The organism is Streptomyces sp. NPDC052687, assembly GCF_040678395.1.
GTDB lineage: Bacteria > Actinomycetota > Actinomycetes > Streptomycetales > Streptomycetaceae > Streptomyces.
Genome location: NZ_JBFATR010000001.1, coordinates 412775 through 438523 on the forward strand (window position 1 = coordinate 412775; position 25749 = coordinate 438523).

Below are 25749 nucleotides of genomic sequence, written 5' to 3' on the forward strand. Positions count from 1 at the left end.
GTGCGGCCTCGGCTGCGCCATCGGCCGCCGTGTTTCCCATCCGCACCGCCCGTGCGGGGTGCGTGGCCGGGTGCGGGTGGCCCCGGTGGGGTGCCCTCGACGTGGCGGCTTTCTGTGCCAGGCGTGCGGGGTGTGTCGGTGTGGGAGCGGCGGCCCGGTGGTCGCCCTCGTTGGCGGGTGGCTCGCCGGTCGGTCCGGGTCGGGTGCCCTTCGCGGGCTGGTGATCAGGTCTCGAGCGCCCGGCTGCTGATGTGACCGGCTGGCTGGGGGCCCAGCCCCCAACCGTCCCCCCGGAGCCGCGGACGCCAACGGCGGAGGCGCCCCACGGGGGCCACCCGCACCCGGCGACGATTGCCGCACGGGTGGTGCGGGTGGGAAACACGTGGGGCGATGGCGCAGCCGAGGCGAGACGCACCGCACCCCACCCACCCCACCCCGCTTGTGCCCAGCGCAGCGCCGTTGCAGCCTGGAAGTGCCCGAGCGCACCTTTCGAGCACGTGGTTCACCTGCACGTAACGACCACCGGCACGAATGGATAACGGCCACAAGGAACCCCGTTCCCTGGAGTGTCTACGCGCGTTAATGTGCGCCGAACCGAGCACCCACTGCGGGGCTTTGGAGAATGGGGAACTTCAGATGCGTCGGATATCCAAACTGACCCGCGTCGCGGTGGGCGTCGCGTCCCTCGCCCTCGCCGCCACCGCCTGCGGCGGCACCAGCGGCGAAGGCGGCGGCGACGGCGAGAAGGAGAACCTCGGCCTCGCCATCGCGTACGACATCGGCGGAAAGGGCGACCAGTCGTTCAACGACGCCGCCTTCGCCGGCCTGACCAAGGCCAAGGACGAGTTCAAGTACAAGACCGCCGACATCGAGCCCACCGAGGGCGAGACGGACGCCGACAAGGAGCAGCGCCTGGCGTCCCTCGCCAAGCAGGGCTACAACCCGGTGATCGGCGTCGGCTTCGCGTACGGCCCCGCGATGGAGGCCGTGGCGAAGGACTACCCCGACACCACCTTCGGCATCGTCGACTCCGTCGTCGAGGGGGACAACGTCACCTCCCTGGTCTTCGCCGAGGAGCAGGCCTCCTACCTCGCGGGCGTCGCCGCCGCGAAGGCCACCAAGACGAACACCGTCGGTTTCGTCGGCGGTGTGGACATCCCGCTGATCCACAAGTTCGAGGCCGGCTACAAGCAGGGCGTCGAGGACACCAGCGGCGGCAAGGTCAAGGTCATCTCCCAGTACCTGACCCAGACCGCCGAGGAGGGTGGCTTCTCCAGCCCGGACAAGGGCAAGGCCGCCGCCGAGGGCCAGATCGAGAAGAAGGCGGACGTCGTCTACCAGGCGGCCGGCCTCTCCGGCCAGGGCGTCATCGAGGCCGCCGCCAAGGCCAAGGTCTGGGCGATCGGCGTCGACTCCGACCAGTACCGGCAGGAAGCCCTCGCGGCGTACAAGGACTCCATCCTCACCTCCGCCCTGAAGGACGTCGGCGGCGCGGTCTACGCCCTCGCCAAGTCCGTCGAGGACGGCAAGCCGCTGACCGGCACCCAGACCTTCGACCTGAAGGTGAACGGCGTCGGCCTGTCCGAGAGCAACCCGCAGTACGCCGAGATCCCGGGCCTGAAGGACGCCGTGGAGAAGGCCAAGGAAGGCATCACCGGCGGCCAGATCAAGGTCAGGACCGAGTAACGGCACGCGTCACGGCCGTACCGCCCACCTGAACGGGCGAATCCGGTCGTACCGGCTCTAAGCGGGTGGGCGCCTCACGCGCCCGCCCGCTTTCCCGTTCCCCCCAGGTCACCCACCGCCACCCCTTGTTTGCGGTCGGCAAGCCTCGGCCCGCGGCTTCCGTGGCGTTGGCCACGGGCGGATAACAAGGTGGACAGAAGGGGTTTTCAGGCAGGTCTACGCGCGTTAATCTGCGGCGAAGCCAGCGCCGATGCTGAACCTCTCGCGGCGCGTTGTACGACAGGAGCACCACACCATGCGCCGGGTTTCCCGCATCGCGGTCGCAGGCGCAGCGACCGCCTCCCTCGCCCTCGCCCTGTCCGCCTGTGGCGGCACCTCCACCGAGAGCAGCTCGTCCTCCGACAGCGACAAGGGCCTCGCCATCGCGTACGACGTCGGCGGCAAGGGCGACCAGTCCTTCAACGACGCCGCGTACGCGGGCCTGGAGCAGGCGAAGAAGGAGTTCAAGTACGAGACGGCCGACATCGAGCCCACCGAGGGCGAGACGGACGCCGACAAGCAGCAGCGCCTGGAGTCCCTGGCCAAGCAGGGCTACAACCCGGTCGTGGGTGTCGGCTACGCGTACGCCGCCGCCGTCAAGGGCGCCGCCGAGAAGTACCCGGACACCACCTTCGGCATCGTGGACGACTCCACGGTCCAGGCGAAGAACGTCGCCGACCTGGTCTTCTCCGAGGAGGAGGCCTCGTACCTGGCCGGCGTCGCCGCCGCCAAGTCCACCAAGTCCAAGGTCGTGGGCTTCGTCGGCGGTGTGGACATCCCGCTGATCCACAAGTTCCAGGCGGGCTTCGAGCAGGGCGTCAAGGACACCGACCCGAAGGTCAAGGTCCTCTCCCAGTACCTGACCCAGACGGCCGAGGAGGGTGGCTTCTCCAGCCCGGACAAGGGCAAGACGGCCGCCGAGGGCCAGATCGAGAAGAAGGCCGACGTCGTCTACGCGGCCGCCGGTCTGTCCGGCCAGGGCGTGATCGAGGCCGCCGCCGCCAACAAGGTGTGGGCGATCGGCGTCGACTCCGACCAGTACAAGCAGGAAGCCCTCGCCAAGTACAAGGACTCGATCCTCACCTCGGCGATGAAGGACGTCGCCAAGGCGGTCTACAACCTGGCGAAGTCGGTCGAGGACGGCAAGCCGCAGACCGGTATCGTTCGTGGCGATCTGAAGTCCGGCGAGGTGAGCCTGTCGAACTCCAACCCGAAGTTCGCCGGTGACGCCGAGGTCCAGGAAGCCGTCGAGACCGCCAAGGAGAAGATCGTCAGCGGCGAGATCAAGGTCAAGAGCAGCTGATCATCCGCTACACCCTGAGCAGCGTGTAACCACGGGGTCGCGCCCGCTCGACGGGGTACGGGGACCTGCTCCCCGTACCCCGTTGTCGCGGTGCGCCGGTCCCCTTGTATGCCGTAGGGGCGCTACGCGCGTAGACGACCCCCGTCCCCAGGAGAGTGCGCCATCAACGCGTCCAGCAGCCCTCCGGCCGGAGCGGCGGTCAACGGTCAGGCGACCGCCGTCGAACTCGCCGGGATCACCAAGCGATTCCCCGGTGTCGTGGCCAACCACGACATCCACCTCACCGTCCGCAAGGGCACCGTCCACGCCCTCGTCGGCGAGAACGGCGCCGGCAAGTCGACCCTGATGAAGATCCTCTACGGCATGCAGAAGCCGGACGAGGGCACCATCGCGATCGACGGCGAGCAGGTCTCCTTCTCGTCCCCGGCCGACGCCATCGCCCGCGGCATCGGCATGGTCCACCAGCACTTCATGCTGGCCGACAACCTGACCGTGCTGGAGAACGTGGTGCTGGGCAGCGAGAAGCTGTACGGCATCGGCGGCAAGGCCCGGCGCAAGATCAAGGAGATCTCCGAGCGCTACGGCCTCGACGTCCAGCCCGACCTGCTGGTCGAGGAGCTGGGTGTCGCCGCCCGCCAGCGCGTGGAGATCCTCAAGGTCCTCTACCGCGGCGCCCGCACGCTGATCCTGGACGAGCCGACCGCCGTGCTCGTGCCGCAGGAGGTCGACGCGCTCTTCGCCAACCTGCGCGAGCTGAAGGCCGAGGGCCTGTCGGTCATCTTCATCTCCCACAAGCTGGGCGAGGTCCTCTCGGTCGCCGACGACATCACCGTCATCCGCCGCGGCACGACCGTCGGCACGGCCGTCCCCTCCGAGATCACCCCGCGCCAGCTCGCCGAGATGATGGTCGGCAGCGAGCTGCCCACGCCCGAGACCGCCGAGTCCACGGTCACCGACCGCCCGGTGCTCACCGTCGACAAGCTGCGCCTCGCGGCCCCCGGCGGCAAGGCGATCCTCGACGACATCTCCTTCACCATCCACGCGGGCGAGGTCCTGGGCATCGCCGGCGTCGAGGGCAACGGCCAGACCGAGCTGGTCGACGCCCTGATCGGCCTGCGGCACGCCGACTCCGGCACCATCACCCTGGAGGGTGAGGAGATCACCGCCTGGGCCACCCGCAAGCGCCGCGAGCAGGGCATCGGCTACATCCCCGAGGACCGCCACCGCCACGGACTGCTCCTGGAGGCCCCCCTCTGGGAGAACCGCATCCTCGGCCACGTCACCGAGCGGCCCAACGCCAAGGGCGTCTGGCTGGACCCGAAGGCGGCCCAGGACGACACCCGCCGCATCGTGACGGAGTACGACGTCCGCACCCCCGGCATCGACGTCACCGCGGCCTCCCTCTCCGGCGGCAACCAGCAGAAGCTGATCGTCGGCCGCGAGATGAGCCACCACCCCAAGTTCCTGATCGCCGCCCACCCCACCCGCGGTGTGGACGTCGGCGCGCAGGCCGCCATCTGGGACCACATCCGCGAGGCCCGCCGCGAAGGCCTGGCCGTGCTGCTGATCTCCGCCGACCTCGACGAGCTGATCGGCCTGTCCGACACCCTCCGGGTGATCTACAACGGCAAGCTCGTCGCGGACGCCGACCCGGCCACCATCACCCCCGAGGAGCTGGGCTCGGCGATGACCGGCGCCGCCACCGGCCACCTGGAACACGAAGAGACCCCCGAGACTCCCGGCCTTCGCACGTCCGACGAGTCTCCGGAAGACGAGGCCCGCTGATGAAGAAGTTCGACAAGGAGCGCGTGCTCCTCGCGGTGGCCGGGCCGGTCATCGCGCTCGCCGTGGCCTTCGCGCTCAGTGCCATCGTGCTGATCGCCTCCGGCAAGAACCCGGTCGAGCCGTTCGCCGTGATGTTCGAGCAGGCCACGTTCTCCGACATCCAGGTCCGGATCCTCAACCAGGCCACGCTGTACTACATCGCGGCCCTCGCGGTGGCCATCGGCTTCCGGATGAACCTGTTCAACATCGGCGTCGACGGCCAGTACCAGCTCGCCGCCATGATGGCCGCCATCGTCGGCGCCCACGCCAACCTGCCGGCCGCCCTCCAGGTGCCGCTGCTGCTGCTGACCGCGCTGCTCACCGGCGCCTTCTGGTCCGGTATCGCCGGTGTCCTGAAGGTCACCCGGGGCGTCAGCGAGGTCGTCGCGACGATCATGCTCAACGCGATCGCCACCTCCGTCATCGCCTACCTGTGGCTGCCGGACGTCTTCGGCGTCAAGGTCGGCAACAACAACACCACCGGCGAGATGCACTCCTCCGGCTGGATCCCCGGCATCGACCTGGGCAAGTCCGGCGAGATCTACGGCCTGGTCGTCCTCGCCGTGCTGCTCGGCATCGGCTACTGGGTCGTCCTCAACCGCACCCGCTTCGGATTCGACCTGCGCGCCTCCGGCGCCTCCGAGACCGCGGCCGCGGCCAGCGGCGTCGACCCCAAGCGCATGGTCCTCACCGCGATGCTCATCTCCGGCGCCATCGCCGGCCTCGCGGGCCTGCCCATCCTGATGGGCGACACCCACACCTACAGCCTGAACTTCCCCACCGGCATCGGCTTCCTCGGCATCGGCATCGCCCTGCTCGGCCGCAACAGCCCCGTCGGCATCGCCTTCGCCGCCCTGCTGTGGGCCTGGCTCGACAAGGCCTCGCCCGAGCTGGACTTCCACGGCTACGACAAGGAGATCGCGGTCATCATGCAGGGCCTGATCGTCCTCTCGGTCGTCGTCTCCTACGAGGCCGTCCGCGAGTGGGGCCTGCGCCGCCAGCAGCGCCGGGTCGGCGCGGAGCTGGCCGCCGGTCACGTCCTCGGCGCCGACAACAACACGAAGGAGGCGGCAGGCCGATGACCACCGCGACCGACGTCAACCAGCCCACCCTCCAGCCCACGGCGCCGGCCGGCCGCCGGATGTCGTGGCCCGTGCTGCTGCTGGTCATCGCCGGAGCCCTGGCGCTGACCTCGCTGGTGCGCATCATCACCGGCGCCGACGGCATCACCAACGTCAGCCAGATGTCCACCGCGCTCCAGCTCGCCGTGCCGATCGGCCTGGCCGGCCTCGGCGGCCTGTGGGCCGAGCGCGCGGGCGTCGTCAACATCGGCCTCGAGGGCATGATGATCCTCGGCACCTGGTTCGGTGCCTGGGCGGGCTTCCAGTGGGGCCCGTGGACCGGTGTCCTCGCCGGCATCATCGGCGGCTGCCTCGGCGGCCTGCTGCACGCCTTCGTCACCGTCACCTTCAACGTCAACCACATCGTCTCCGGTGTGGCGATCAACATCCTCGCCCTCGGCGCCACCCGCTACCTGGCCCCGCTCGCCTTCGTCGGCCACCAGGGCGGCTCCGCCAAGCAGTCCCCGGCGGTCGAGCCGCTCGGCCACTTCACCGTGCCGGGCCTGTCCGACGCCCTCAGGGACCTCAACGACAAGGGCTGGTTCCTGATCTCCGACATCGCCGGCCTGCTCGGCGGCCTGGTCACCAACGTGTCCTGGCTGACCCTGATCGCCGTCGCCCTGGTCCCCGCCACCTGGTGGATCCTGTGGCGGACCGCGTTCGGCCTGCGGCTGCGCTCCTGCGGCGAGAACCCGGTCGCGGCCGAGTCCCTCGGCGTGAACGTCTACAAGTACAAGTACCTCGCCGTGATCATCTCCGGCGGCCTGGCCGGCCTCGGCGGCGCCTTCCTGTCCATCGTGGCCAACCCCTTCTACCTGGAGGGCCAGGTCTCCGGCCGCGGCTTCATCGGCCTCGCGGCGATGATCTTCGGCAACTGGATGCCGGGCGGCCTCGCCCTCGGCGCCGGACTGTTCGGCTACACCGACAGCCTCAACCTGCGCGGCGGCTCCGAGAACGTCCACGCCCTGCTGCTGCTCGGCGCGATCCTGCTGCTCGTCGGCGCGATCTGGCTGGCGGTCCGCAAGAAGTACGTGCACGCCGTGATCACGCTGGTGGTCGGCGCCCTCGTCTTCGCCTGGTACGCCGGCACCAACGAGGTCCCCAACCAGGTCGTCTCCGCCACGCCGTACGTCATCACGCTGGTCGTCCTCGCCCTGTCGGCGCAGCGCCTGCGGATGCCGAAGGCGGACGGACTGCCGTACCGGAAGGGGCAGGGCAAGTGACCGTCGACTGGGACGCCCTGCGGGAGGTGGCGCGGGAGGCCATGTCCCACGCCTACGCCCCCTACTCGGGCTACCCGGTCGGCGTCGCCGCCCTCGTCGACGACGGCCGCACGGTCTCCGGCTGCAACGTGGAGAACGCCTCCTACGGCCTCGGCCTGTGCGCCGAGTGCGGCCTGGTCTCCGAGCTGCAGCGCACCGGCGGCGGCCGGCTGACCCACTTCACCTGCGTCGACGGCAACGGCGACATCCTCGTCCCGTGCGGCCGGTGCCGGCAGCTGCTGTACGAGTTCGGCGGCCCCGACCTCCTGCTGGAGACGCCGGAGGGAATCCTCCGCCTCTCCCAGATGCTGCCCCAGGCCTTCGGCCCGGACCATCTCACCAAGTAACTCCCCGCCGCGGCCCCTCTGACCCGACACCCGATCAGAGGGGCCGCGCACTTCCCGGACACGTCCCGGACCATCGGAAGGAAAGCCAGGCATGGACGTCATCTCCGTCATCCGCACCAAGCGGGACCGCGGTGAACTCAGCGACGAGCAGATCGACTGGGTCATCGACGCGTACACCCGCGGGGAGGTCGCCGACGAGCAGATGTCCGCGCTCGCCATGGCGATCCTGCTCAACGGCATGAACCGCCGGGAGATCGCCCGCTGGACCGCCGCGATGATCGCGTCCGGCGAGCGCATGGACTTCTCGTCCCTGTCCCGCCCGACCGCCGACAAGCACTCCACGGGCGGCGTCGGCGACAAGATCACCCTGCCGCTGGCCCCCCTGGTCGCGGCCTGCGGCGCGGCCGTCCCGCAGCTCTCGGGCCGCGGTCTCGGCCACACCGGCGGCACCCTCGACAAGCTGGAGTCGATCCCCGGCTGGCGCGCGCTGCTCTCCAACGAGGAGATGCTGCACGTCCTGGACAGCACCGGCGCGGTGATCTGCGCGGCGGGCGACGGCCTCGCCCCCGCCGACAAGAAGCTGTACGCGCTGCGCGACGTCACCGGCACGGTCGAGGCGATCCCGCTCATCGCCTCCTCGATCATGTCGAAGAAGATCGCCGAGGGCACGGGCTCCCTGGTCCTGGACGTGAAGGTCGGCTCCGGCGCCTTCATGAAGGCCATCGAGGACGCGCGCGAGCTGGCCTCCACGATGGTGGGCCTGGGCACGGACCACGGCGTGAAGACGGTCGCGCTGCTGACCGACATGTCGACCCCGCTCGGCCTCACGGCCGGCAACGCCCTGGAGGTCCGCGAGTCGGTCGAGGTCCTGGCCGGCGGCGGCCCCGCCGACGTGGTCGAACTGACCATCGCCCTGGCCCGCGAGATGCTCGACGCGGCGGGCGTGAAGGACGCGGACCCCGCGAAGGCCCTGGCCGACGGCTCGGCGATGGACGTCTGGCGCCGCATGATCGCGGCCCAGGGCGGCGACCCGGACGCCCCGCTGCCCACCTCCCGCGAACAGCACGTGATCAAGGCCCCGTCCTCTGGCGTCCTCACCCGCCTCGACGCCTACGACATCGGCATCGCCGCCTGGCGCCTCGGCGCGGGCCGCGCCCGCAAGGAGGACCCGGTGCAGGCGGCGGCGGGCGTCGAGATGCACGCCAAGCCGGGCGACACGGTCACCGAGGGCCAGCCCCTCCTGACCCTCCACACGGACACCCCCGAGCGCTTCGAGTACGCCCTGGAGGCGGTCCGGGGCTCCTACGACATCGCCGCCCCCGGCACGGACTTCACCCCGTCCCCGGTGGTGCTGGAACGTATCGCCTGACCTGCGGTTTCCTCATCCGGGTGAACGGGATCGGTGGACCACCACCGGTCCCGTTCGGCATGCTTGGATCGGCGACGCACCGATAGGAGACCGCCATGAGCGCACTCACCGTCAGCCACGACCCCGGGCAGGGCTGGGACGACCTCGTCCAGTTCTGGGAGGAGGCGGAATGGCCTGAGGGCAGCAAGGTGGAGATCATCGAGGGGATCGTCACCGTGACACCTGCTCCCGCGTCCCGCCACAATTTGATCGCGGCCCGCATTCAGCGTCGCCTCTACTCCGTGCTTCCCGAGCACTTGGAGATGTCCCAGACCCAGGCTGTCGCTGTGCCGTCGCGGATGGGCCTATTCATCCCGGATCTGCTGGTGGCACCGGTGCGGGCATTCGAGGAAGCTGACTCCCACATGTCAGCCGCCCTCGCTGAGCTCGTCGTCGAAGTCACCTCCCAGTCCAACGCCCGGCACGACCGCGTCAGCAAGCCCGCCGCCTACGCGATGGCCGGCATCCCGCTGTACCTCCTCGTCGACCGCTGGGCCCCCGGCGGCCCCACCGTGACGCTCTACGGTGAGCCGAAGGGTGACGTCTACCGGGTCCTGAGCGCGGTGAAGTTCGGCGACCCGATCAAGCTGCCCGAGCCGTTCGGCCTGACCCTCGACACTGGGGAGTTCCCCACCGACTGACCCGGCCTCACCCCAACACCGCCGCCACCACCACCAACCCCGGCACCGACACCACCGTCGACAGCAGGATCGCCTCGCGGGCCAGCACCTCGCCCACCCGGTAGGTGCTCGCGTACGTGTACAGGTTCTGCGCGGCGGGCAGGGCCGAGGTCACCACCACGTCCAGCAGGGCCGCTCCCCGCAGGCCGAAGACGCCCGCCGCCAGTGCCCAGGCGACCACCGGCATGGCCAGGGTCTTGAGTCCCACGGCCAGCAGCACCGGCCCCCTCTCCCCGCCCCGCAGCGGCAGCGTGCTGCCCCGCAGGGAGATGCCGAAGGCGAGCAGCACCGCCGGGACGGACATGTTGCCGATCAGGGTCAGTGGGTCCATGACCGGCCCGGGCACCGAGACGCCCGCCGCCGACACCGCGACCCCCGCCAGCGAGCCCACCGCGATCGGATTGCGCAGCGGAGTCAGCAGCCGCTGCCACAGGGGCCGCTTCGCCCCGCCCGACGCCAGGTCCAGGATCGTCACCGCGACCGGCGTCACCCCGACGAGCTGGAACAGCAGCACGGGCGCCACCAGTGAGGCGTCGCCGAGGACGTACACCGCGATCGGGATGCCGAGGTTGCCGGAGTTGACGTATCCGGCGCACAGCGCGCCGATCGTCGTACGCCCCACCCCCCAGTGGCGTACGACCCCCACCGCCACGAACGCCGCCGCCATCGCCGCCGTGCTGAGCGCGGTCACGAGCAGCCGGTTGGAGAACACCACCGACAGGTCCGCCCCCGCGAGCGTGGTGAACAGCAGCGCGGGGGACGCCACGTGGAAGGCGAGCTTGGTCAGCACCTCCCGGCCCTGTTCGCCGAGGTAGCCGCGCCGGCCTATCGCGTAGCCCACGACGATCACCACCGCGATCACCGCGAACCCGCTCAGCACCCCCTGCACGGCGCCCCCTCGGTGCGGCGGAGCGGCGGACGGCCGGGGCGGCGCGAGGATGATCGATGGGGCATGCACGCAACCTTGGCCACCGTGCCCGCCCCGGTCAATGTGACGCCGACGACCCCACGCGGCGACGCGTCACGATGAGTTCCGCCCGCCCGCCCGGTCTACCGCACGTGGACGCCATGACACCCGCGGTACTCGTGCTGGCCGGACCCGTCACCCGGGACGAGGTGAGGGGCCTGTGCGAGGACGTGCGCGCCCTGCTGGAGGGCGGCGGGGCGTCGGTCGTGGTGTGCGACATCGGCGGGCTCGGACCACCCGGGCTCGCCGTGGTCGATCTGCTCGCCCGGCTCCAGCTGGCGGCCCGGCGCGCCGGCGGGCACATCCGGCTGCGGGACCCGGACCCCGCGCTACCCGCCCTTCTCGACCTGGTCGGTCTCCGCTTCGAGGTGGAGGGGCAGCCCGAACAGCGGGAACCACCGCTTGGTGTCCAGGAAGAAATGGAATCCGGTGATCCGGCCGTCTGATATCTCCAGCACCTGCACCGCCCACGGGACGAAGCCGCCGCCCTCCGGGTCCGGCTTGTAGTGCGCGAAGCCCGGCAGGCCGTTCACCTCGACGGGCCGCAGCCGCGAGCCCGCGCAGGCGGAGCCGAGGGTGGTCATGAAGCCGGTGATGTCCCCCGGACCGCGCAGCCACAGGTCGAACGGCGGCATCGTCATCACGGCGTCCTCGTGCAGCAACGCCGTCAGCGCCGTCATGTCATAGCCCTCGAAGGCCGCCACATAGCGCTCCAGGAGCTTCTTCTGCTCCTCGTCCAGCGGGTCGGCGACGGCCGCGTCGGCGCCCGGCTCGGCGCGCTCGGCGAGCGTCGCGCGGGCCCGCTGCAGGGCGCTGTTCACGGAGGCGACCGAGGTTCCGAGCAGCTCGGCGACCTCGCTCGCCTTCCACGCCAGCACCTCGCGCAGGATCAGCACCGCCCGCTGCTTGGCCGGCAGCCGCTGGAGCGCCGCCATGAACGCGAGCCGCACCGACTCCTTGGCGACCGCCGCCTCCGCCGGGTCCGCGGTGGCCGGCAGCACCCGCGCGTCCGGCATCGGCTCCAGCCAGGTGTGGTCCGGGCGGGGGGAGAGGGCCGCCCGGGCGAGCGGGGTCGCCTCGGTCAGGTCCATCGGCCGGGCCCGCTTGTTGCCCGCCGTCAGCATGTCCAGACAGACGTTGGTCGCGATCCGGTAGAGCCAGGAGCGGAGGCTGGAGCGGCCTTCGAACTTCTCGTGGCTGCGCCAGGCGCGGACCATGGTGTCCTGGACCGCGTCCTCGGCCTCGAAGGAGGAGCCGAGCATGCGGTAGCAGTAGCCGGTCAGTTCGACGCGGTATTTCTCCAGTTCGACGTCGAGGTCCGTCGTCGCCGTGGTGTCGCCCATCGTCCACCCACCCCATGTGGCCGTTCCGTGCCGCGCCTTCGCGCCCCAGCACTTCGGAAGCTACCGCAGCCCACTGACAACGGCCCCCGGAGCGGGAAAAGCCGCAGGTGGAGGGGTTTCCGGGGGCGGCCGCCCGCCGAGGACCGCCCCGTCAGCGAGTGGTCCGGGCGGGCCGCTGCCGCCGTGGCCGGCGGATGGTGGCGCCCAGGCCCGGTCAGGCGGTCCGGGTGACCACCTGGGACCGGCCGCGCGCCGCCGCCAGCGAGCCGAGCACGGTGATGCCGACGACCCCGGCCACCGCCAGCAGCCCGACCCCTACCGTCCCGGCCCAGCCGCCCGCGTGGAAGGCCACCGCGCCCGCCGTGCTGCCCGCGCTGGAGCCGACGTAGTACGCCGACTGGTACAGCGCCGAGGCCTGCGCCCGCCCGTGCGTCGCGGTCTTGCTGACCGCCGAGGACGCCACCGCGTGGCCCGCGAAGAAGCCCGCCGTGATCAGCACCAGGCCCAGCAGCACCAGCGGCAGCGAGTCCGCCAGCGACAGCAGCAGGCCCGCCGCGGTGGTGGAGCCGCCCAGGTAGAGCGCGCCGCGCCGCCCGAGCCGGCCGACCAGCCGCCCCGCCGCCGACGCCGACACCGTGCCGACCAGGTACACCAGGAAGACCGAGCCGACGACGCCCTGCGGCAGCGAGAACGGCGCGTCCGTCAGCCGGTAGCCGATCACCGTGTAGACCCCGCCGAAGACGGTCATGAACAGCGCGCCGATCGCGTACAGCCGGCGCAGCAGCGGGTTCGCGAGGTGGTCGCGGACCGTGCGGGCCAGCACCCGCGGGCGCAGCGAGCCCCGCGTGAAGTGCCGCGGGGCCGGCAGCAGCAGCCGGAAGGCGGCCGCGCAGCCCACCGCGACCAGGCCCAGCGCGCCGAGCGCGACCCGCCAGCCCCATTCCTGGGCGACCCAGCCGGTGATGACCCGGCCGCTCATCCCGCCGACGCTGTTGCCCGCCACGAACAGACCGATCGCGGTGATCAGCGCCCGGGGCCGGACCTCCTCCGCCAGGTACGCCGTCGCCGACGCCGGCACCCCGGCCAGCGCCGCGCCCTGCACCGCGCGCAGCACGACCAGCGCGGTCAGCGAGGACGCGAACGGCACCAGCAGCGCGACGGTCACTGCCACCGCCAGGGACGCGGTCATGACCGTACGGCGTCCGAAGCGCTCGGACAGCGCGCTCATCGGGATGACGAAGAGGGCGAGCCCGCCGGTGGCGGCCGCCACGGTCCAGCTCGCCTCGCTCGCGCTCACCCCGAAGTCACCGGAGATCAGCGGCAGCAGGGCCTGGGTGGAGTACAGCAGCGCGAAGGTCGCCACGCCCGCGAGGAAGAGGGCGAAGCTCATCCGGCGGTAGCCGGGCCCGCCCGGGGCCATACGTGAGTCGGGAACGGTCGATGCGGCGCCCACGGTGGTGGACGCCCCGGTACTGGCGGGAGACATGCTTCGAACGTACGGACCCCCACGCTCATCCGTCCAATGCATGGATTCGCCATAATCGTTCCCATGGCGCATCAGCAGAGGTCACAGGGGCACCTGTCACAGTCCGGTGACACAGAAGACATGGCGATGACGCTCGCCCCACGCCTCGCGTACTTCGCGGGCGTCGCCCGCACCGAGCACGTCACCCGCGCCGCGCGGGAGATGAACGTCCCGCAGTCGACGCTCTCGCGGGCCATGGTCCGGCTCGAACAGGACCTCGGCGTCGAGCTGTTCGCCCGCCGTGGCCGGACCGTCGCCCTCACCCCCGCCGGCCGCACCTTCCTCACCTCCGTCGAGCGCGCCCTCGCGGAGATCGAGCGCGCCGCCGAGGAGGTCCGCGCCGACGCCGACCCGACCACCGGCAAGGTCGCGTTCGGCTTCCTGCACACCATGGGCACCGAGACCGTGCCCGGCCTCATCCGCGCCTTCCGCGCCGACCACCCGCGCGTGCGCTTCGCCCTCGTGCAGAACTACGGCGAGGCCATGATCGAGCGCATGCGCGCCGGCGAACTCGACCTCTGCCTGACCTCGCCCGTCCCCGACGCCCCCGACCTGGTCGCGCGCCGCCTGGACGAACAGAAGCTCCGCCTCGTCGTCCCCGCCGACCACCGTCTGGCCACCCGCCGACGCGTCCGCCTCGCCGAGGCCGCAGACGAGTCCTTCGTCACCCTGGAGCCCGGCTACGGGCTGCGCCGCATCACCGACGCCCTGTGCGCGGAGGCCGGCTTCCGCCCGAAGGTCGCCTTCGAGGGCGAGGAGGCCGAGACCCTGCGGGGCCTGGTCGCCGCGGGCCTGGGCGTCGCCCTGCTGCCCCCGCCCGCCGTCCCCCGCCCCGGCGTGGCGGAGCTGACGGTCACGGCCCCCAGGGCCGTACGGGAGATCGGCGTCGCCTGGATGGCGGGCAGCGTGGACACCCCTCCGGTCGCGGCCTTCAAGAAGTTCCTGTTGTCGAGGAAGGGCAACCTCTTGAACTGACGGCGGCCGTCCTTCCTCGGGGGCGCGGGGAACCGCGCGAGAAACCACCCCCCACCCGCACCCGCGGGACGGCGGGCACCCTCAACGGCGCCGCAGTGACTTCCCGAACCCGGAAGCGAGCGGCATCCGCAGCCCGAGCGGCGGCGGAGCCGCCAGCGCGTCCTCCACCGGCCGCGACAACGGCCGCCCGAACATCGCGCCCATCACGAAGTCCTCGACCAGCGCCCCCACTTCCTCACGGTGCTGCCGCAACCGGTGCCGGTCGGAGTGCACTTCGAACCGGCACACCTCCCGGTTCACCTTCTTCACCCGCGCCGCCAGCCGGAACGACAGCTCCGGATCGGTCCGCTCGTCGTTCGTGCCGTGCACCATCAGCACCCGCCGCCCCGCGAGCTGTTTCACCGGTTCGGGTGGCGCCGCGACATCGTCCTCCGGCAGCCAGGGAGCGATCGCCACCACCGAGTTGACCGCCTCGTGCCCGCCCGCGCGCAGCGCCGCCCGCGCGCCCATGTCGACGCCGGTGAGACACACCGGCACGTCCCCGTACCGCCGGACGATCTCGTCCACGGCCCAGGTCGCGTCGCTCGCCAGCCGCGCGTCGCCGCCGTTCCAGCCGCGATAGCGGTAGTGCACGACGTGGACGGCGAGGCCGTCGCCGCCGCCCGCCCGGGTCAGCCGCCGCCCCAGCGCCCGTACGGACGCGGCCGCCCGGAGGGCGGACGGTCTGCGGTCGGAGGTCTCCTCGCCGCCGGGGAGCAGCAGTACCACACCGCTCACCGCGGTCGGCTCCGGACCGAACGCCCGCCCCAGCCGGGCCCTGCGAACCGCCGTCGCTTGCTGTGCCATGACAGAACAGTGTCAGAAGACGCCGGGTACGCCATCCGTCCGTGCGGTCACCTTTGCGTATCGACGCGGAGGTGCGGAACGCGCTCTACGCGCGTAGGCGTTATGGTGCGCGAATGACGAGCCAGACTGAACGGACGGGGACCACCCCGAGCCCGGACCAGATCCGCCGGGCACCCAAGGTTCTGCTCCACGACCACCTCGACGGCGGCCTGCGCCCCTCCACGGTCGTCGACCTGGCCCGCGAGGCCGGATACGCCCACCTCCCGGAGACCGACCCCGGCAAACTCGGCCTCTGGTTCCGCGAGGCCGCCGACTCCGGCTCGCTGGAGCGGTACCTGGAGACCTTCTCGCACACCGTCGGCGTCATGCAGAGCCGCGACGCGCTGTTCCGGGTCGCCGCCGAGTGCGTCGAGGACCTCGCCGCGGACGGCGTCGTCTACGCCGAGGTCCGCTACGCCCCCGAACAGCACCTCGACGGCGGGCTCGGCCTCGAAGAGGTCGTCGAAGCCGTGAACGAGGGCTTCCGCGAGGGCGAGCGGCGGGCCGGGGAGGCCGGCCGGCGCATCCGCGTGGGCGCGCTGCTCACCGCCATGCGGCACGCCGCCCGCTCCCTGGAGATCGCCGAGCTCGCCAACCGCCACCGCGACGAGGGCGTCGTCGGCTTCGACATCGCGGGCGCCGAGGCCGGCCACCCGCCCACCCGCCACCTCGACGCCTTCGAGTACCTGAAGCGGGAGAACAACCACTTCACCATCCACGCCGGCGAGGCCTTCGGGCTGCCGTCCATCTGGCAGGCGCTCCAGTGGTGCGGCGCCGACCGGCTCGGCCACGGGGTGCGCATCGTCGACGACATCGAGCCGGCCGAGGACGGCACCGTCCGCCTCGGCCGGCTCGCCTCCTACGTCCGCGACAAGCGGATCCCGCTGGAGCTGTGCCCCAGCTCCAACCTCCAGACCGGCGCCGCCCGCTCCTACGCCGAGCATCCCATCGGCCTGCTGCGCCGCCTGCACTTCCGGGTCACGGTCAACACCGACAACCGGCTGATGTCCGGCACGAGCATGAGCCGGGAATTCGAGCATCTTGTCGAGGCTTTCGGTTACACGCTCGACGACCTGCAGTGGTTCTCCGTCAATGCGATGAAATCAGCGTTCATTCCTTTCGATGAACGACTGGCCATGATCAATGACGTCATCAAACCCGGATATGCCGGGCTGAAATCCGAATGGCTGTTTCAGCAGACGGCGTCCACCAGCGGTTCCACCCCTCCGCAGACCTGATTCCGGGCGATCGGGAGACCAGGGCGGCGAAGAGGCTTTCACCATCCGTCCGCATTTCGATGTTTGCGGTGGGCGGGCCCGCGTGTTTACGTTTCTGGACGCCTCTCACAACCCACCGTCATCCCGATTTCTTTCGAGTCAGTCAAGGACGCAATTCACCATGAAGCAGTCTGCTGCCAAGACCCTCGGTGTCGCCGCCCTCGGCGTCGCCTTCGCCGCCGCCGGTGCGGGTGCCGCCAACGCCGCCCCGAGCCTCGCGGACACCACCGGCACGGTCCTGGACATCGCCAACCGCACCCTCCCGGCGGAGAACGTCGACCGGACCGTGCCGGGCGCGAGCGGCGCGCTGGCCCAGGGGCAGACCGTGCTGGAGGCGGGCGGGCGGGCCGCGCAGCCCGCCGCCGAGCAGCTGCTCGCCGAGGGCCCGACCGGTCCCGCCGCCCACCTGCTCGGCGGACTGCCGGTGCAGGGGCTGCCCACGCACGGCCTGCCGGTGAACGGCGTCCCGGTGGGCTGACCGCCTCCCGCACGCCCCGACGGGGCGCACCTCCGGCCTCCCCGGGGTGCGCCCCGTCGCTGTGTCCGCGCCGGCCGGATCACCAGGCCGTACGCGTCGCGCCGCCGGCCTTGCCCTCCGAGGGCAGCAGGATCCACAGCGCGAGATAGAGCAGGAACTGGGGCCCCGGCAGCAGGCAGGAGACCACGAAGATCACCCGCATCGTCCTCGCGGAGGTGCCGAAGCGCCGTGCCAGCGCTGCGCACACTCCGCCGATCATCCGGCCGCTGGTGGGGCGGGCAAGGCGGGACATGGCGACTCCTTCGTGCTCGCGGGGAGCGTCGGGCGAGGCGGCCCGTCCGGCCCCCTCATCTGCCCTCCACGTTACGGAGACGAAGGGGGCAAAGCATCACTCCACGGGGCGATCCCGACCCTGGGAATCGTCGGGGTCCGCCCCTGAGACGGCCCCTCCGGGGAAGCCTGCGGCCGGTGTCCCGCCCGGCGCCGCAGCCACGCCCGCCCGGCCGGCACCACCAGCAGGTGCGCGAGCGCCACGCCCGTGGTGTTCAGCAGCAGCGAGTCCACGTCCACGACCCGCCCCGGCACACCGCTCTGCGCCAGCTCGATGGCCAGCGAGATCAGCACCCCGGCGGCGGTGGTCCGGACGAAGGAGACCAGCGGGGAGGCGGTCAGCCGCCCGCCCGCCATCGGCAGCAGCACCCCGAGCGGCGCCAGCAGCGCCAGCCCCTCCCCGATCCGCCGGGCCGCCTGCGGCCAGCCCAGCGCCAGATCGGCCCGGATGCCGTCCAGCGGACGCAGATTGCCGGGCATCACCCAGGGCAGGTCCAGCGGACGCAGCGTCAGCCAGGCGACGAGCGCGAGGTGCGCGACGAGGAGGACACCCCCTGTCACCCGGATGCGGATCGCGGCGCTGCCGCCCCTGGAGCCTTGACGCTGCACGCCCCCCTAGACGCGGCCCGCGCCGGGATCGGTTCCGCGTTCCCCCGCCCGGCCGCGATGAGGCGTCCACCACACCCGCGGACCGTGACGCCCGGCCGCCCGGCGGGAGCGCGCGGGGCGCGGGCGCCCTCAGTCGTCCGACACGGCCGACGAGGGAGGCTCCGTCGCGCCGGGGTGGGCGCGCAGTTCGTCCGTGCACTCGTAGCGGCGCGGTGCGGTCCCGTCGGGGCCGCCCAGGATGACCGAGCCGTCGCCCTCGGCCGCCGCCGAGTCGGAGAACGTGCAGACGACCTGGGCCAGGGCGGCGCCGGGGAGCGCGGCCGGCGGGGTGCTCAGCCGCAGGGTGTCCTCGGGGTCACCGGCGCGCGGCCCGGTGACCGTCGTCCCGCCGCGCACGTCCGTCTGGTAGCCGGCCTCCGTCTCGGCCGGCGACGGCGCCTTCGCCAGCTCGTCCAGCAGCCCCTGGGCCACCAGCACCCGCCGCTCGGCGTCCGTCGCGCCCTCCGCGACCCGCACCGTCCGGTCCACGGTCACCAGCGACGACCCGCACAGCAGGAACACCTGCACCGGCATCCCGCGCGACGCCTGCGTCGTCACGTCCGGCGCGGTGAGCGAGCAGTGCGCGCGCGACGGCGCGGGCCCGAAGTCCGTCGGCACCTCGGTCGCCCGGATCCCGCACCCGGCGAGCAGCCCGGCGGCCACCCCGGCGAGCAGTACGGCCCTCAGCGGACGGCCTCCGTTCATCAGGCACCCTTCCCCTTCGCGCCGCCGTCGCCCGCGTTCCGCGCGGCCTTCTCGGAGTCCTGCCGCGCCAGCTCCGAGGCGTCCTTCGGCAGCCGCAGCGTGAACACCGCGCCCCCCTCGGGCGAGTTCTCGGCGGTGATCTCACCGCCGTGGATGTGCGCGTTCTCCAGCGCGATGGACAGGCCGAGCCCGCTGCCCTCGGAACGCGGCCGCGAGGCGCTGGCCTTGTAGAACCGGTCGAAGACATGCGGCAGCACGTCCTCGGGGATGCCCGGCCCGTGGTCGCGTACGGCGATCACCACCGCGTCGTCCGTCTCCCGCACCGACACCCGCACCGGCGACCCGCCGTGCTTGAGCGCGTTGCCGATCAGGTTGGCGAGTATCACGTCCAGGCGGCGCGGATCCAGCCGGGCGTGGACGCCGCGCTCGGCGTCCAGCTCCACCGCGTCCAGCCAGGCCCGCGCGTCGATGCACGCGGTGATCTGATCGGCTATGTCGACGTCGTCGCAGACCAGCCGCGCGGTGCCCGCGTCGAAGCGGGTGACCTCCATCAGGTTCTCGACCAGGTCGTTCAGCCGCCGTGTCTCGCTGACCACCAGCCGTACCGCCGGCTCGATCATCGGGTCGATGCCGCCGGCCTCGGAGTCCAGCTCCTCCTCCAGCACCTCCGTCACGGCCGTGATCGCCGTCAGCGGCGTCCGCAGCTCATGGCTCATGTCCGCGACGAACCGCCGCGACGCCTCGTCCCGCGCCGCCATGTCCGCGACCCGCTTCTCCAGCGCCTCGGCCGCCTTGTTGAACGTCCGCGACAGATCGGCCAGTTCGTCGGTGCCCGACACCCGCAGCCGGGTGTCCAGCTTGCCCTCCCCGAGCCGCCGCGCGGCGACCCCCAGCCGGTGCACCGGCTTCAGCACGGTCGTCGCGGCGGCCTGCGCGAGCAGCGCCGAGCCGATCAGTGCCAGCCCGGTCGCGATCCCCAGCGACCAGGCCAGCGAGTTGAGGTCCTTGGCCTCCGGCTCCAGCGACTTGAGCATGTACCCGGTCGGCCCGCCCCCGATCACCCGGGTGCCCGCCACCAGGTACGGCGTGCCGTCGTCCACGGTCCGCTGCCAGTACAGGTGGTACGGCGACTTGTTGCCGGAGGTGAGCGGCTGCTCCTTGTTCACCGCCTCGCGCAGCGACGCGGGCACGTCCGCGATCGAGAAGCCGTTCAGACCGCCCGAGCTGCCGTACACCGTCCGCCCGGCATGGTCCTCGGCGACCAGCAGCACCGTGAACTGCTGTCCCCCGGCGGCCATCTGACCGGCCGTGTGCTGCAGCTCGTCGCGCCCCGGATGCTCCGGCAGCGCGCCCGCGCGGTTCTGCATCTCCTGCTCGAAGTCCCGCAGCACCGCGTCCTGGGTACGGCTGAGCACCGCCTCCCGGTTGAGCCAGTACGCGATCGCCGACGCCGACACCGCGGCCGTCAGCGCGACCAGCCCGAACACCACCACCAGCCGCAGCCGCAGACTGGTGAAGCGCAGCCCGGACAGAACTCCCTTGCGTGCCGCGGCCCAGCCGCGGAAACCCCCTCGCCGGTCCGTCACTGAGGCGGGTCCAGCCGGTAGCCGACACCACGGACGGTACGGATGAGCGTCGGCGACGACGGCACGTCCTCCACCTTCGCGCGCAGCCGCTGCACACACGCGTCCACCAGGCGCGAGTCGCCCAGGTAGTCGTGCTCCCACACCAGCCGCAGCAGCTGCTGCCGGGACAGCGCCTGGCCGGGACGGCGGCTCAGCTCCAGGAGCAGCCGCAGCTCGGTCGGCGTGAGCTGCAGGTCCTCCCCGTTCTTCGTCACCGTCATCGCCGCGCGGTCGATCACCAGGCTGCCGAAGGTCGCCGAGTCGTTCGACTCCCGCTCCCCGCGCCGCAGCACCGCCCGGATCCGGGCGTCGAGCACCCGCCCCTGCACCGGCTTCACCACATAGTCGTCGGCACCGGACTCCAGGCCCACCACCACGTCGATGTCATCGCTGCGCGCGGTCAGCAGAATGATCGGCAACTGGTCCGTGCGCCGGATGCGCCGGCACACCTCGAACCCGTCGATGCCGGGCAGCATCACATCCAGCACGATCAGATCCGGCCGCTGCTCACGCAGCAGCTTCAGACCGTCCTCACCGCTGGCAGCGGTCGCCACCCGGTGTCCCTGGCGCGTCAGGGAGAGCTCCAGGGCCGTACGGATGGCGTCGTCGTCCTCGATCAGCAACAGGGAAGGCACGGGCCTCATTCTGGCCCATGGCGGTGCGGGATTCGACACTCGGGCAACCGCGTAGCCGTACCGCTCGTCTCTGTGACCGCGCCGTGTTCTCCCCGGTTCTTCCCGCGGGGGACCCCTGTGACAGGTCTGTGACAGTCGGCGGACACGGCGATGAAGTCCCCCCGGCAGAGTTGTGGACACCAGCACGGAAGCAGGACCGAACACCGGAAGTCCACGACGGGGGGCGCGAGATGAACACGCTGCACGGCACCAGCACCAGCGCAGTGATCACGCGTCTGCACGACGTGCACATGCACCGGGGTTCCGAGAAGTCCGGTGCTGTGAGCGGGCGGGGGTGCGCTCGCGGCACCGGGCGTCAGCACACCGCGATCATGACGGTGGTTGACGGTTTCACGGGGGAAACCAACGGGGGAACCGCGTACAGGGAGGAATCGGGGGAGCGCCGCTCGCTGTCGGAGGCCGAGTTCACGGCCTACGTCCAGGAGCGCCGCGCCTCCCTGTACGCCACCGCCTACCACCTCACCGGCGACCGCTTCGAGGCCGAGGACCTGCTGCAGAGCGCGCTGTTCTCGACCTACCGGGCGTGGGACCGGATCAGCGACAAGGCGGCGGTCGGCGGGTACCTCCGCCGCACCATGACCAACCTGCACATCAGCGCCTGGCGGCGCCGCAAGCTCAACGAGTACCCGACCGAGGAACTGCCGGAGACGCCCGGCGACACGGACGCCATGCGCGGCACCGAGCTGCGCGCCGTCCTGTGGCAGGCGCTCGCCCGGCTGCCCGAACTCCAGCGCACCATGCTGGTCCTGCGCTACTACGAGGGCCGCACGGACCCGGAGATCGCGGACATCCTCGGCATCAGTGTCGGCACGGTGAAGTCCAGCATCTGGCGGTCGCTGCGCCGGCTGCGCGAGGACGAGGTCCTCAGCTTCGGCCGTGACGAGGAAGACGCCTTCGGGGAGCTCGTCGCCTGAAGGTCCGGGGGGACCACGGGGGGAACACGGGGGATCCTGGGGGGGATCTCCACGGGGGAAAAGGAGCGGGGCTGGAGGGCCGGGGGGTCCGTCCAGTCCCGTTCCGCTGTGCGCGCCCTCCCCGCCGGTGGCGCTACGCCGCCGTACGGGCCGTGACGCAGCGCCCGGCCGCCGCGGCGGCCAGCCGGCCCATCGCCTCGTCCCGGTCGCAGGCGTGGGCGCCCAGCGCGGTCTGGCGGGCCACGATGGACCGCTCGTCGCGCATCAGCCGCCAGCCGCGGCGCAGCAGGAACGGCACCGACTTGCGGCCCTCCTTCAGATCCCGCAGGAAGCGTCGGCGGAACGTCGTCACCGGACCGCGGCTCAGGCACAGCGCGTCGGCCAGCACGCCCAGTTCCCGGCAGCGGGCGACGATCTCGGCGGCGAAGATGCCCTCCGCGATGAACAGCGGGGTCCGCCCGATGTCGATCGCGTCGGCGCCGGTGCGGGCGCTCAGCGAGATGTCGTAGACGGGAACGTTCGTACGGCCGGTGCGGCACAGTTCCTCGATCGCGGCGACCGCGGCGTCCGCGTCCCACGAGCCGGGGTGGTCCCAGTCGATGTCGGAACTCCCCGCCACCAGCGGCAGCGTCGGGTCGGTTCCCTCCTTGTAGAAGTCGTCGAGGCGCAGCACCGGAAGGCCGGAGCGGGCCGCGAGAAGGGACTTGCCGGAGCCGGACGGGCCGCAGAGCAGCACGACGCGCGTGGGTATGGGCGGATGGGAACTCACGGGTCACCAGTGTGCGGCATCGGGCGGCCCCCGAACGACCCCGCGGGTCGGCTTTGAAGCACGCGTCACACGTCAACTACCCTTTGCAGCCGTTCCGCTGCCCTGAGTAGTAGAAGGCGGCAGCGATGGCCCGACACGACTCCTCCCAGACCCCGACCGGTGGCCGCGCCCTGGTCGCCCTCGCGACCGCGGGGTGGCGCTGGGAGCCGGCGCGGGCACGGTCTGCGCGGACACCGAGACGATCGCGGGCGTGACGCACACCCGGCCCACCTCGCTCGGCACGATCGACCCGCGGCCGGACTCCAGGCGCTGACCGGCACGGTCGGCTACGTCACCGGCCCGGTGGCGGGGCTCAAGCCCAACCCGCTCGCCGGCACCGGCGTCGACCCGCTCGACAACGGCGCCGCCACCCAGCTCGCCGACTACCAGCCGCTGACCTCCCAGGCCCTGACCCAGCCGGTGGCCCAGGCGCAGTGCCTCGGCAGCGTGCCGGTGGCGGGGGAGGCGACGAGGCTGCTGGGCGCCGTCCAGCCGGGCTGAGTCCGCGCACCGGACAGAGGGCCGCGGCTCCCCCGGACGGAGGGGAGGCGCGGCCCTCTGCGCTGTGGTGGCTCCCGTGTCAGTACGACGAGCCGGACGCGCCGAGCGAACCCGTCGGGTGCCAGACCGTCTTGGTCTCCAGGAAGGCCGTCATGCGGTCGGTGCCCGGGGTGGCGAACCAGCCGGACTCGTCCACAGGCTGTGGACGCAGCACGCGCTTGAGGTTGTCCGCCGCGGCGATCTCCAGCTCCTTCGCCAGCGCCTCGTCGGCGCCCGCGAGGTCGATCGCGTTGACGTCCTGGTGCGCGGCCAGGGGCGCCGCCAGTTCCGCCGTACGGCCGGACAGGACGTTCACCACGCCGCCGGGGACGTCGGAGGTGGCCAGGACCTCGCCCAGGGACAGGGCGGGCAGCGGGGAGCGCTCGGAGGCGATCACGACCGCCGTGTTGCCCGTCGCGATCACCGGGGCGACCACGGAGACCAGGCCGAGGAACGACGACTCCTGCGGGGCGACGACCGCCACCACACCCGTCGGCTCCGGCGAGGACAGGTTGAAGAACGGGCCCGCGACCGGGTTGGCGCCGCCGATCACCTGGGCGATCTTGTCGGTCCAGCCCGCGTACCACACCCAGCGGTCGATCGTGGCGTCCACGACCGCCGCCGCCTTGGACTTCGACAGGCCCTCCGCGTCCGCGACCTCGCGCGTGAACTGCTCCCGGCGGCCCTCCAGCATCTCCGCGACGCGGTAGAGGACCTGGCCCCGGTTGTACGCCGTCGCGCCCGACCAGGCGCCGAACGCCTTGCGGGCCGCGACCACCGCGTCCCGGGCGTCCTTGCGGCTCGACTGCGGCGCGTTGGCCAGCCAGTTGCCCTTGGAGTCCGTCACCTCGTACACCCGGCCGCTCTCCGAACGCGGGAACTTCCCGCCCACGTACAGCTTGTAGGTCTTGAACACACTGAGACGGTCAGACATCGAGGTACGCCTCCAGGCCGTGGCGGCCGCCCTCGCGGCCGAAGCCCGACTCCTTGTAGCCGCCGAACGGCGAGGTCGGGTCGAACTTGTTGAACGTGTTGGACCAGACGACGCCCGCGCGGAGCTTGTTCGCCACGGCGAGGATCCGCGAGCCCTTCTCCGTCCAGATGCCCGCCGACAGGCCGTACTGCGTGTTGTTGGCCTTGGCGACGGCCTCGTCCGGGGTGCGGAACGTCAGCACCGACAGCACAGGGCCGAAGATCTCGTCGCGGGCGATGGTGTGCGCCTGGGTGACGCCCGTGAACAGCGTCGGGGCGAACCAGTAGCCGCTCTCCGGCAGCTCGCAGGCCGGCGACCAGCGCTCGGCGCCCTCCGCCTCGCCCCGCTCGGCGAGCGCGGTGATCCGGGCCAGCTGCTCGGCGGAGTTGATCGCGCCGATGTCGGTGTTCTTGTCCAGCGGGTCGCCGAGGCGCAGGGTGGACAGGCGGCGCTTGAGGGAGTCGAGCAGCTCGTCGTGGATCGACTCCTGCACCAGCAGACGGCTGCCCGCGCAGCAGACCTGGCCCTGGTTGAAGAAGATGCCGGTGACGATGCCCTCGACGGCCTGGTCGATGGGGGCGTCGTCGAAGACGATGTTGGCGCCCTTGCCGCCCAGCTCCAGCGTGAGCTTCTTGCGGGTGCCGGCGACCGTGCGGGCGATCTCCTTGCCGACGGCGGTGGAGCCGGTGAAGGCGACCTTGTTCACGTCGGGGTGGGCGACGAGCGCGGCGCCGGTGTCGCCGTAGCCCGGGAGGATGTTGACGACGCCCTTGGGCAGGCCCGCTTGGCGGCAGATGTCCGCGAAGAACAGGGCCGACAGCGGGGTCGTCTCGGCGGGCTTGAGCACGACCGTGTTGCCCGTCGCCAGGGCCGGGGCGATCTTCCACGCCAGCATCAGCAGCGGGAAGTTCCAGGGGATGACCTGGCCCGCCACGCCCAGCGGGCGGGGGTCCGCGCCGAAGCCCGCGTGGTCGAGCTTGTCGGCCCAGCCCGCGTAGTAGAAGAAGTGCGCGGCGACCAGGGGCAGGTCGGCGTCGCGGGTCTCCTTGATCGGCTTGCCGTTGTCCAGGGTCTCCAGGACCGCCAGCTCGCGGCTGCGCTCCTGGATGATCCGGGCGATACGGAACAGGTACTTGGCGCGCTCGCTGCCGGGCAGCGCCGACCACTTCTCGAAGGCCTTGCGGGCGGCCCTCACCGCGCGGTCCACGTCCGCCTCGCCGGCCTGCGCGACCTCGGAGAGCACCTCCTCGGTGGAGGGGCTGACCGTCTTGAAGACCTTGCCGTCGGCCGCCTCGGTGAACTCGCCGTCGATGAACAGGCCGTACGAGGGGGCGATGTCGACGACCGAGCGGGACTCGGGGGCCGGTGCGTAATCGAATGCCGATGCCATG

At 71.8% G+C, this 25749-nt stretch carries 25 protein-coding genes and 1 pseudogene; 14 read left to right on the forward strand and 12 right to left on the reverse strand.

Going from position 1 to position 25749, the window contains the following annotated elements; translation table 11 throughout:
• The first annotated feature begins 636 nt into the window (after nucleotides 1–636).
• The 8 genes from AB0K92_RS01995 (at nucleotide 637) to AB0K92_RS02030 (ending at nucleotide 9631) form a co-directional block, all read left to right on the forward strand.
• Nucleotides 637–1686 carry a BMP family ABC transporter substrate-binding protein gene (locus AB0K92_RS01995; protein ID WP_365918444.1) on the forward strand — a complete coding sequence of 350 codons (1050 nt, stop codon included), beginning with the start codon at nucleotides 637–639 and terminating at the stop codon, nucleotides 1684–1686.
• A gap of 295 nt (nucleotides 1687–1981) precedes the next feature.
• Nucleotides 1982–3028 carry a BMP family ABC transporter substrate-binding protein gene (locus AB0K92_RS02000; protein ID WP_365918446.1) on the forward strand — a complete coding sequence of 349 codons (1047 nt, stop codon included), beginning with the start codon at nucleotides 1982–1984 and terminating at the stop codon, nucleotides 3026–3028.
• 162 nt (nucleotides 3029–3190) lie between these two features.
• A complete protein-coding gene (locus AB0K92_RS02005; RefSeq protein WP_365918763.1) occupies nucleotides 3191–4813 on the forward strand; it encodes an ABC transporter ATP-binding protein in 1623 nt (540 codons plus the stop codon).
• Nucleotides 4813–5934 (forward strand): ABC transporter permease, encoded by a 1122-nt coding sequence (locus AB0K92_RS02010; protein WP_166001847.1) that lies wholly within the window; start codon nucleotides 4813–4815, stop codon nucleotides 5932–5934. The genes AB0K92_RS02005 and AB0K92_RS02010 overlap by 1 nt, the downstream gene beginning before the upstream one ends.
• A complete protein-coding gene (locus AB0K92_RS02015) occupies nucleotides 5931–7196 on the forward strand; it encodes an ABC transporter permease (protein WP_365918449.1) in 1266 nt (421 codons plus the stop codon). Before AB0K92_RS02010 ends, AB0K92_RS02015 begins: the two co-directional genes overlap by 4 nt.
• Nucleotides 7193–7582: a cytidine deaminase gene (locus tag AB0K92_RS02020; RefSeq protein ID WP_365918451.1), complete on the forward strand. Its 390-nt coding sequence runs from the start codon at nucleotides 7193–7195 to the stop codon at nucleotides 7580–7582. Before AB0K92_RS02015 ends, AB0K92_RS02020 begins: the two co-directional genes overlap by 4 nt.
• A 91-nt stretch (nucleotides 7583–7673) precedes the next feature.
• The gene (locus AB0K92_RS02025) at nucleotides 7674–8951 is read left to right on the forward strand and encodes a thymidine phosphorylase (RefSeq protein ID WP_365918453.1); all 1278 of its coding nucleotides are present in this window, start codon (nucleotides 7674–7676) and stop codon (nucleotides 8949–8951) included.
• 95 nt (nucleotides 8952–9046) lie between these two features.
• Nucleotides 9047–9631 (forward strand): Uma2 family endonuclease, encoded by a 585-nt coding sequence (locus AB0K92_RS02030; RefSeq protein WP_365918455.1) that lies wholly within the window; start codon nucleotides 9047–9049, stop codon nucleotides 9629–9631.
• Nucleotides 9632–9638: 7 nt separating this feature from the next.
• Here AB0K92_RS02030 and AB0K92_RS02035 read toward each other — a convergent pair whose 3' ends face one another.
• Nucleotides 9639–10559, reverse strand: coding sequence for an AEC family transporter (locus AB0K92_RS02035; protein WP_365918457.1), 921 nt, complete (start codon nucleotides 10557–10559; stop codon nucleotides 9639–9641).
• 137 nt (nucleotides 10560–10696) lie between these two features.
• Between AB0K92_RS02035 and AB0K92_RS02040 the strand changes: the two genes are divergently transcribed.
• Nucleotides 10697–11083 carry an STAS domain-containing protein gene (locus AB0K92_RS02040; protein WP_365918459.1) on the forward strand — a complete coding sequence of 129 codons (387 nt, stop codon included), beginning with the start codon at nucleotides 10697–10699 and terminating at the stop codon, nucleotides 11081–11083.
• On the opposite strand, the gene AB0K92_RS02045 is transcribed toward AB0K92_RS02040, so the two are convergent.
• Entirely contained in the window at nucleotides 10967–11980 is a 1014-nt protein-coding gene (locus tag AB0K92_RS02045) for a sigma-70 family RNA polymerase sigma factor (RefSeq protein WP_365918461.1), read from the reverse strand. The genes AB0K92_RS02040 and AB0K92_RS02045 overlap by 117 nt on opposite strands.
• 214 nt (nucleotides 11981–12194) lie before the next feature.
• Nucleotides 12195–13466 (reverse strand): MFS transporter, encoded by a 1272-nt coding sequence (locus AB0K92_RS02050; protein WP_365918463.1) that lies wholly within the window; start codon nucleotides 13464–13466, stop codon nucleotides 12195–12197.
• Nucleotides 13467–13529: 63 nt separating this feature from the next.
• On the opposite strand from AB0K92_RS02050, the gene AB0K92_RS02055 reads away from it, so the two are divergent.
• Nucleotides 13530–14480: a LysR substrate-binding domain-containing protein gene (locus AB0K92_RS02055; RefSeq protein ID WP_365918465.1), complete on the forward strand. Its 951-nt coding sequence runs from the start codon at nucleotides 13530–13532 to the stop codon at nucleotides 14478–14480.
• An 81-nt stretch (nucleotides 14481–14561) separates the two neighbouring features.
• Here AB0K92_RS02055 and AB0K92_RS02060 read toward each other — a convergent pair whose 3' ends face one another.
• Nucleotides 14562–15326, reverse strand: coding sequence for an alpha/beta hydrolase (locus AB0K92_RS02060; RefSeq protein ID WP_365918467.1), 765 nt, complete (start codon nucleotides 15324–15326; stop codon nucleotides 14562–14564).
• Between the two features lie 113 nt (nucleotides 15327–15439).
• On the opposite strand from AB0K92_RS02060, the gene AB0K92_RS02065 reads away from it, so the two are divergent.
• Together AB0K92_RS02065 and AB0K92_RS02070 are read left to right on the forward strand one after the other, a co-directional pair.
• Nucleotides 15440–16603: an adenosine deaminase gene (locus AB0K92_RS02065; protein ID WP_365918469.1), complete on the forward strand. Its 1164-nt coding sequence runs from the start codon at nucleotides 15440–15442 to the stop codon at nucleotides 16601–16603.
• A 160-nt stretch (nucleotides 16604–16763) separates the two neighbouring features.
• Nucleotides 16764–17120, forward strand: coding sequence for an ATP-binding protein (locus AB0K92_RS02070; RefSeq protein ID WP_365918471.1), 357 nt, complete (start codon nucleotides 16764–16766; stop codon nucleotides 17118–17120).
• 79 nt (nucleotides 17121–17199) lie between these two features.
• On the opposite strand, the gene AB0K92_RS02075 is transcribed toward AB0K92_RS02070, so the two are convergent.
• The 5 genes from AB0K92_RS02075 to afsQ1 all read right to left on the reverse strand — a co-directional run bounded on the left by AB0K92_RS02075 (nucleotide 17200) and on the right by afsQ1 (nucleotide 21063).
• Nucleotides 17200–17412: a PspC domain-containing protein gene (locus tag AB0K92_RS02075; protein ID WP_365918473.1), complete on the reverse strand. Its 213-nt coding sequence runs from the start codon at nucleotides 17410–17412 to the stop codon at nucleotides 17200–17202.
• A gap of 71 nt (nucleotides 17413–17483) precedes the next feature.
• Nucleotides 17484–18059, reverse strand: coding sequence for a VanZ family protein (locus AB0K92_RS02080; protein WP_365918475.1), 576 nt, complete (start codon nucleotides 18057–18059; stop codon nucleotides 17484–17486).
• Between the two features lie 129 nt (nucleotides 18060–18188).
• Complete coding sequence (locus tag AB0K92_RS02085; RefSeq protein ID WP_365918477.1) at nucleotides 18189–18803, reverse strand: hypothetical protein; 615 nt, start codon at nucleotides 18801–18803, stop codon at nucleotides 18189–18191.
• Nucleotides 18803–20389, reverse strand: coding sequence for a HAMP domain-containing sensor histidine kinase (locus AB0K92_RS02090; protein WP_365918479.1), 1587 nt, complete (start codon nucleotides 20387–20389; stop codon nucleotides 18803–18805). The genes AB0K92_RS02085 and AB0K92_RS02090 overlap by 1 nt, the downstream gene beginning before the upstream one ends.
• Nucleotides 20386–21063, reverse strand: coding sequence for a two-component system response regulator AfsQ1 (gene afsQ1 / locus AB0K92_RS02095; protein ID WP_166001883.1), 678 nt, complete (start codon nucleotides 21061–21063; stop codon nucleotides 20386–20388). The genes AB0K92_RS02090 and afsQ1 overlap by 4 nt, the downstream gene beginning before the upstream one ends.
• 230 nt (nucleotides 21064–21293) lie before the next feature.
• Here afsQ1 and AB0K92_RS02100 point away from each other — a divergent pair, with 230 nt between their 5' ends.
• Complete coding sequence (locus AB0K92_RS02100; protein ID WP_365918481.1) at nucleotides 21294–22037, forward strand: SigE family RNA polymerase sigma factor; 744 nt, start codon at nucleotides 21294–21296, stop codon at nucleotides 22035–22037.
• 133 nt (nucleotides 22038–22170) lie between these two features.
• On the opposite strand, the gene AB0K92_RS02105 is transcribed toward AB0K92_RS02100, so the two are convergent.
• The gene (locus AB0K92_RS02105; protein WP_365918765.1) at nucleotides 22171–22773 is read right to left on the reverse strand and encodes a uridine kinase; all 603 of its coding nucleotides are present in this window, start codon (nucleotides 22771–22773) and stop codon (nucleotides 22171–22173) included.
• Nucleotides 22774–22931: 158 nt separating this feature from the next.
• Here AB0K92_RS02105 and AB0K92_RS02110 point away from each other — a divergent pair.
• Nucleotides 22932–23346, forward strand: a pseudogene (locus AB0K92_RS02110) (hypothetical protein).
• A gap of 79 nt (nucleotides 23347–23425) precedes the next feature.
• On the opposite strand, the gene AB0K92_RS02115 reads toward AB0K92_RS02110, so the two are convergent.
• Entirely contained in the window at nucleotides 23426–24319 is an 894-nt protein-coding gene (locus AB0K92_RS02115) for an aldehyde dehydrogenase family protein (protein ID WP_166001889.1), read from the reverse strand.
• Nucleotides 24312–25748, reverse strand: a complete 1437-nt coding sequence (locus AB0K92_RS02120; RefSeq protein WP_365918484.1) for an aldehyde dehydrogenase family protein — start codon at nucleotides 25746–25748, stop codon at nucleotides 24312–24314. The genes AB0K92_RS02115 and AB0K92_RS02120 overlap by 8 nt, the downstream gene beginning before the upstream one ends.
• Nucleotide 25749 lies beyond the last annotated feature (1 nt).

Excerpts from the sequence above, each read along its gene's own strand:
- AB0K92_RS02070 (WP_365918471.1), top strand. The coding sequence starts at position 16,764 with ATGAAGCAGTCTGCTGCCAAGACCCTCGGTGTCGCCGCCCTCGGCGTC.
- AB0K92_RS02030 (WP_365918455.1), top strand. The coding sequence starts at position 9,047 with ATGAGCGCACTCACCGTCAGCCACGACCCCGGGCAGGGCTGGGACGAC.
- AB0K92_RS02075 (WP_365918473.1), bottom strand. The coding sequence starts at position 17,412 with ATGTCCCGCCTTGCCCGCCCCACCAGCGGCCGGATGATCGGCGGAGTG.
- AB0K92_RS01995 (WP_365918444.1), top strand. The coding sequence starts at position 637 with ATGCGTCGGATATCCAAACTGACCCGCGTCGCGGTGGGCGTCGCGTCC.
- AB0K92_RS02015 (WP_365918449.1), top strand. The coding sequence starts at position 5,931 with ATGACCACCGCGACCGACGTCAACCAGCCCACCCTCCAGCCCACGGCG.
- AB0K92_RS02025 (WP_365918453.1), top strand. The coding sequence starts at position 7,674 with ATGGACGTCATCTCCGTCATCCGCACCAAGCGGGACCGCGGTGAACTC.
- AB0K92_RS02040 (WP_365918459.1), top strand. The coding sequence starts at position 10,697 with ATGAGTTCCGCCCGCCCGCCCGGTCTACCGCACGTGGACGCCATGACA.
- AB0K92_RS02100 (WP_365918481.1), top strand. The coding sequence starts at position 21,294 with ATGAACACGCTGCACGGCACCAGCACCAGCGCAGTGATCACGCGTCTG.
- AB0K92_RS02120 (WP_365918484.1), bottom strand. The coding sequence starts at position 25,748 with ATGGCATCGGCATTCGATTACGCACCGGCCCCCGAGTCCCGCTCGGTC.
- AB0K92_RS02065 (WP_365918469.1), top strand. The coding sequence starts at position 15,440 with ATGACGAGCCAGACTGAACGGACGGGGACCACCCCGAGCCCGGACCAG.
- AB0K92_RS02085 (WP_365918477.1), bottom strand. The coding sequence starts at position 18,803 with ATGAACGGAGGCCGTCCGCTGAGGGCCGTACTGCTCGCCGGGGTGGCC.
- AB0K92_RS02055 (WP_365918465.1), top strand. The coding sequence starts at position 13,530 with ATGGCGCATCAGCAGAGGTCACAGGGGCACCTGTCACAGTCCGGTGAC.
- AB0K92_RS02050 (WP_365918463.1), bottom strand. The coding sequence starts at position 13,466 with ATGTCTCCCGCCAGTACCGGGGCGTCCACCACCGTGGGCGCCGCATCG.
- AB0K92_RS02060 (WP_365918467.1), bottom strand. The coding sequence starts at position 15,326 with ATGGCACAGCAAGCGACGGCGGTTCGCAGGGCCCGGCTGGGGCGGGCG.
- AB0K92_RS02045 (WP_365918461.1), bottom strand. The coding sequence starts at position 11,980 with ATGGGCGACACCACGGCGACGACGGACCTCGACGTCGAACTGGAGAAA.
- AB0K92_RS02000 (WP_365918446.1), top strand. The coding sequence starts at position 1,982 with ATGCGCCGGGTTTCCCGCATCGCGGTCGCAGGCGCAGCGACCGCCTCC.
- AB0K92_RS02115 (WP_166001889.1), bottom strand. The coding sequence starts at position 24,319 with ATGTCTGACCGTCTCAGTGTGTTCAAGACCTACAAGCTGTACGTGGGC.
- AB0K92_RS02010 (WP_166001847.1), top strand. The coding sequence starts at position 4,813 with ATGAAGAAGTTCGACAAGGAGCGCGTGCTCCTCGCGGTGGCCGGGCCG.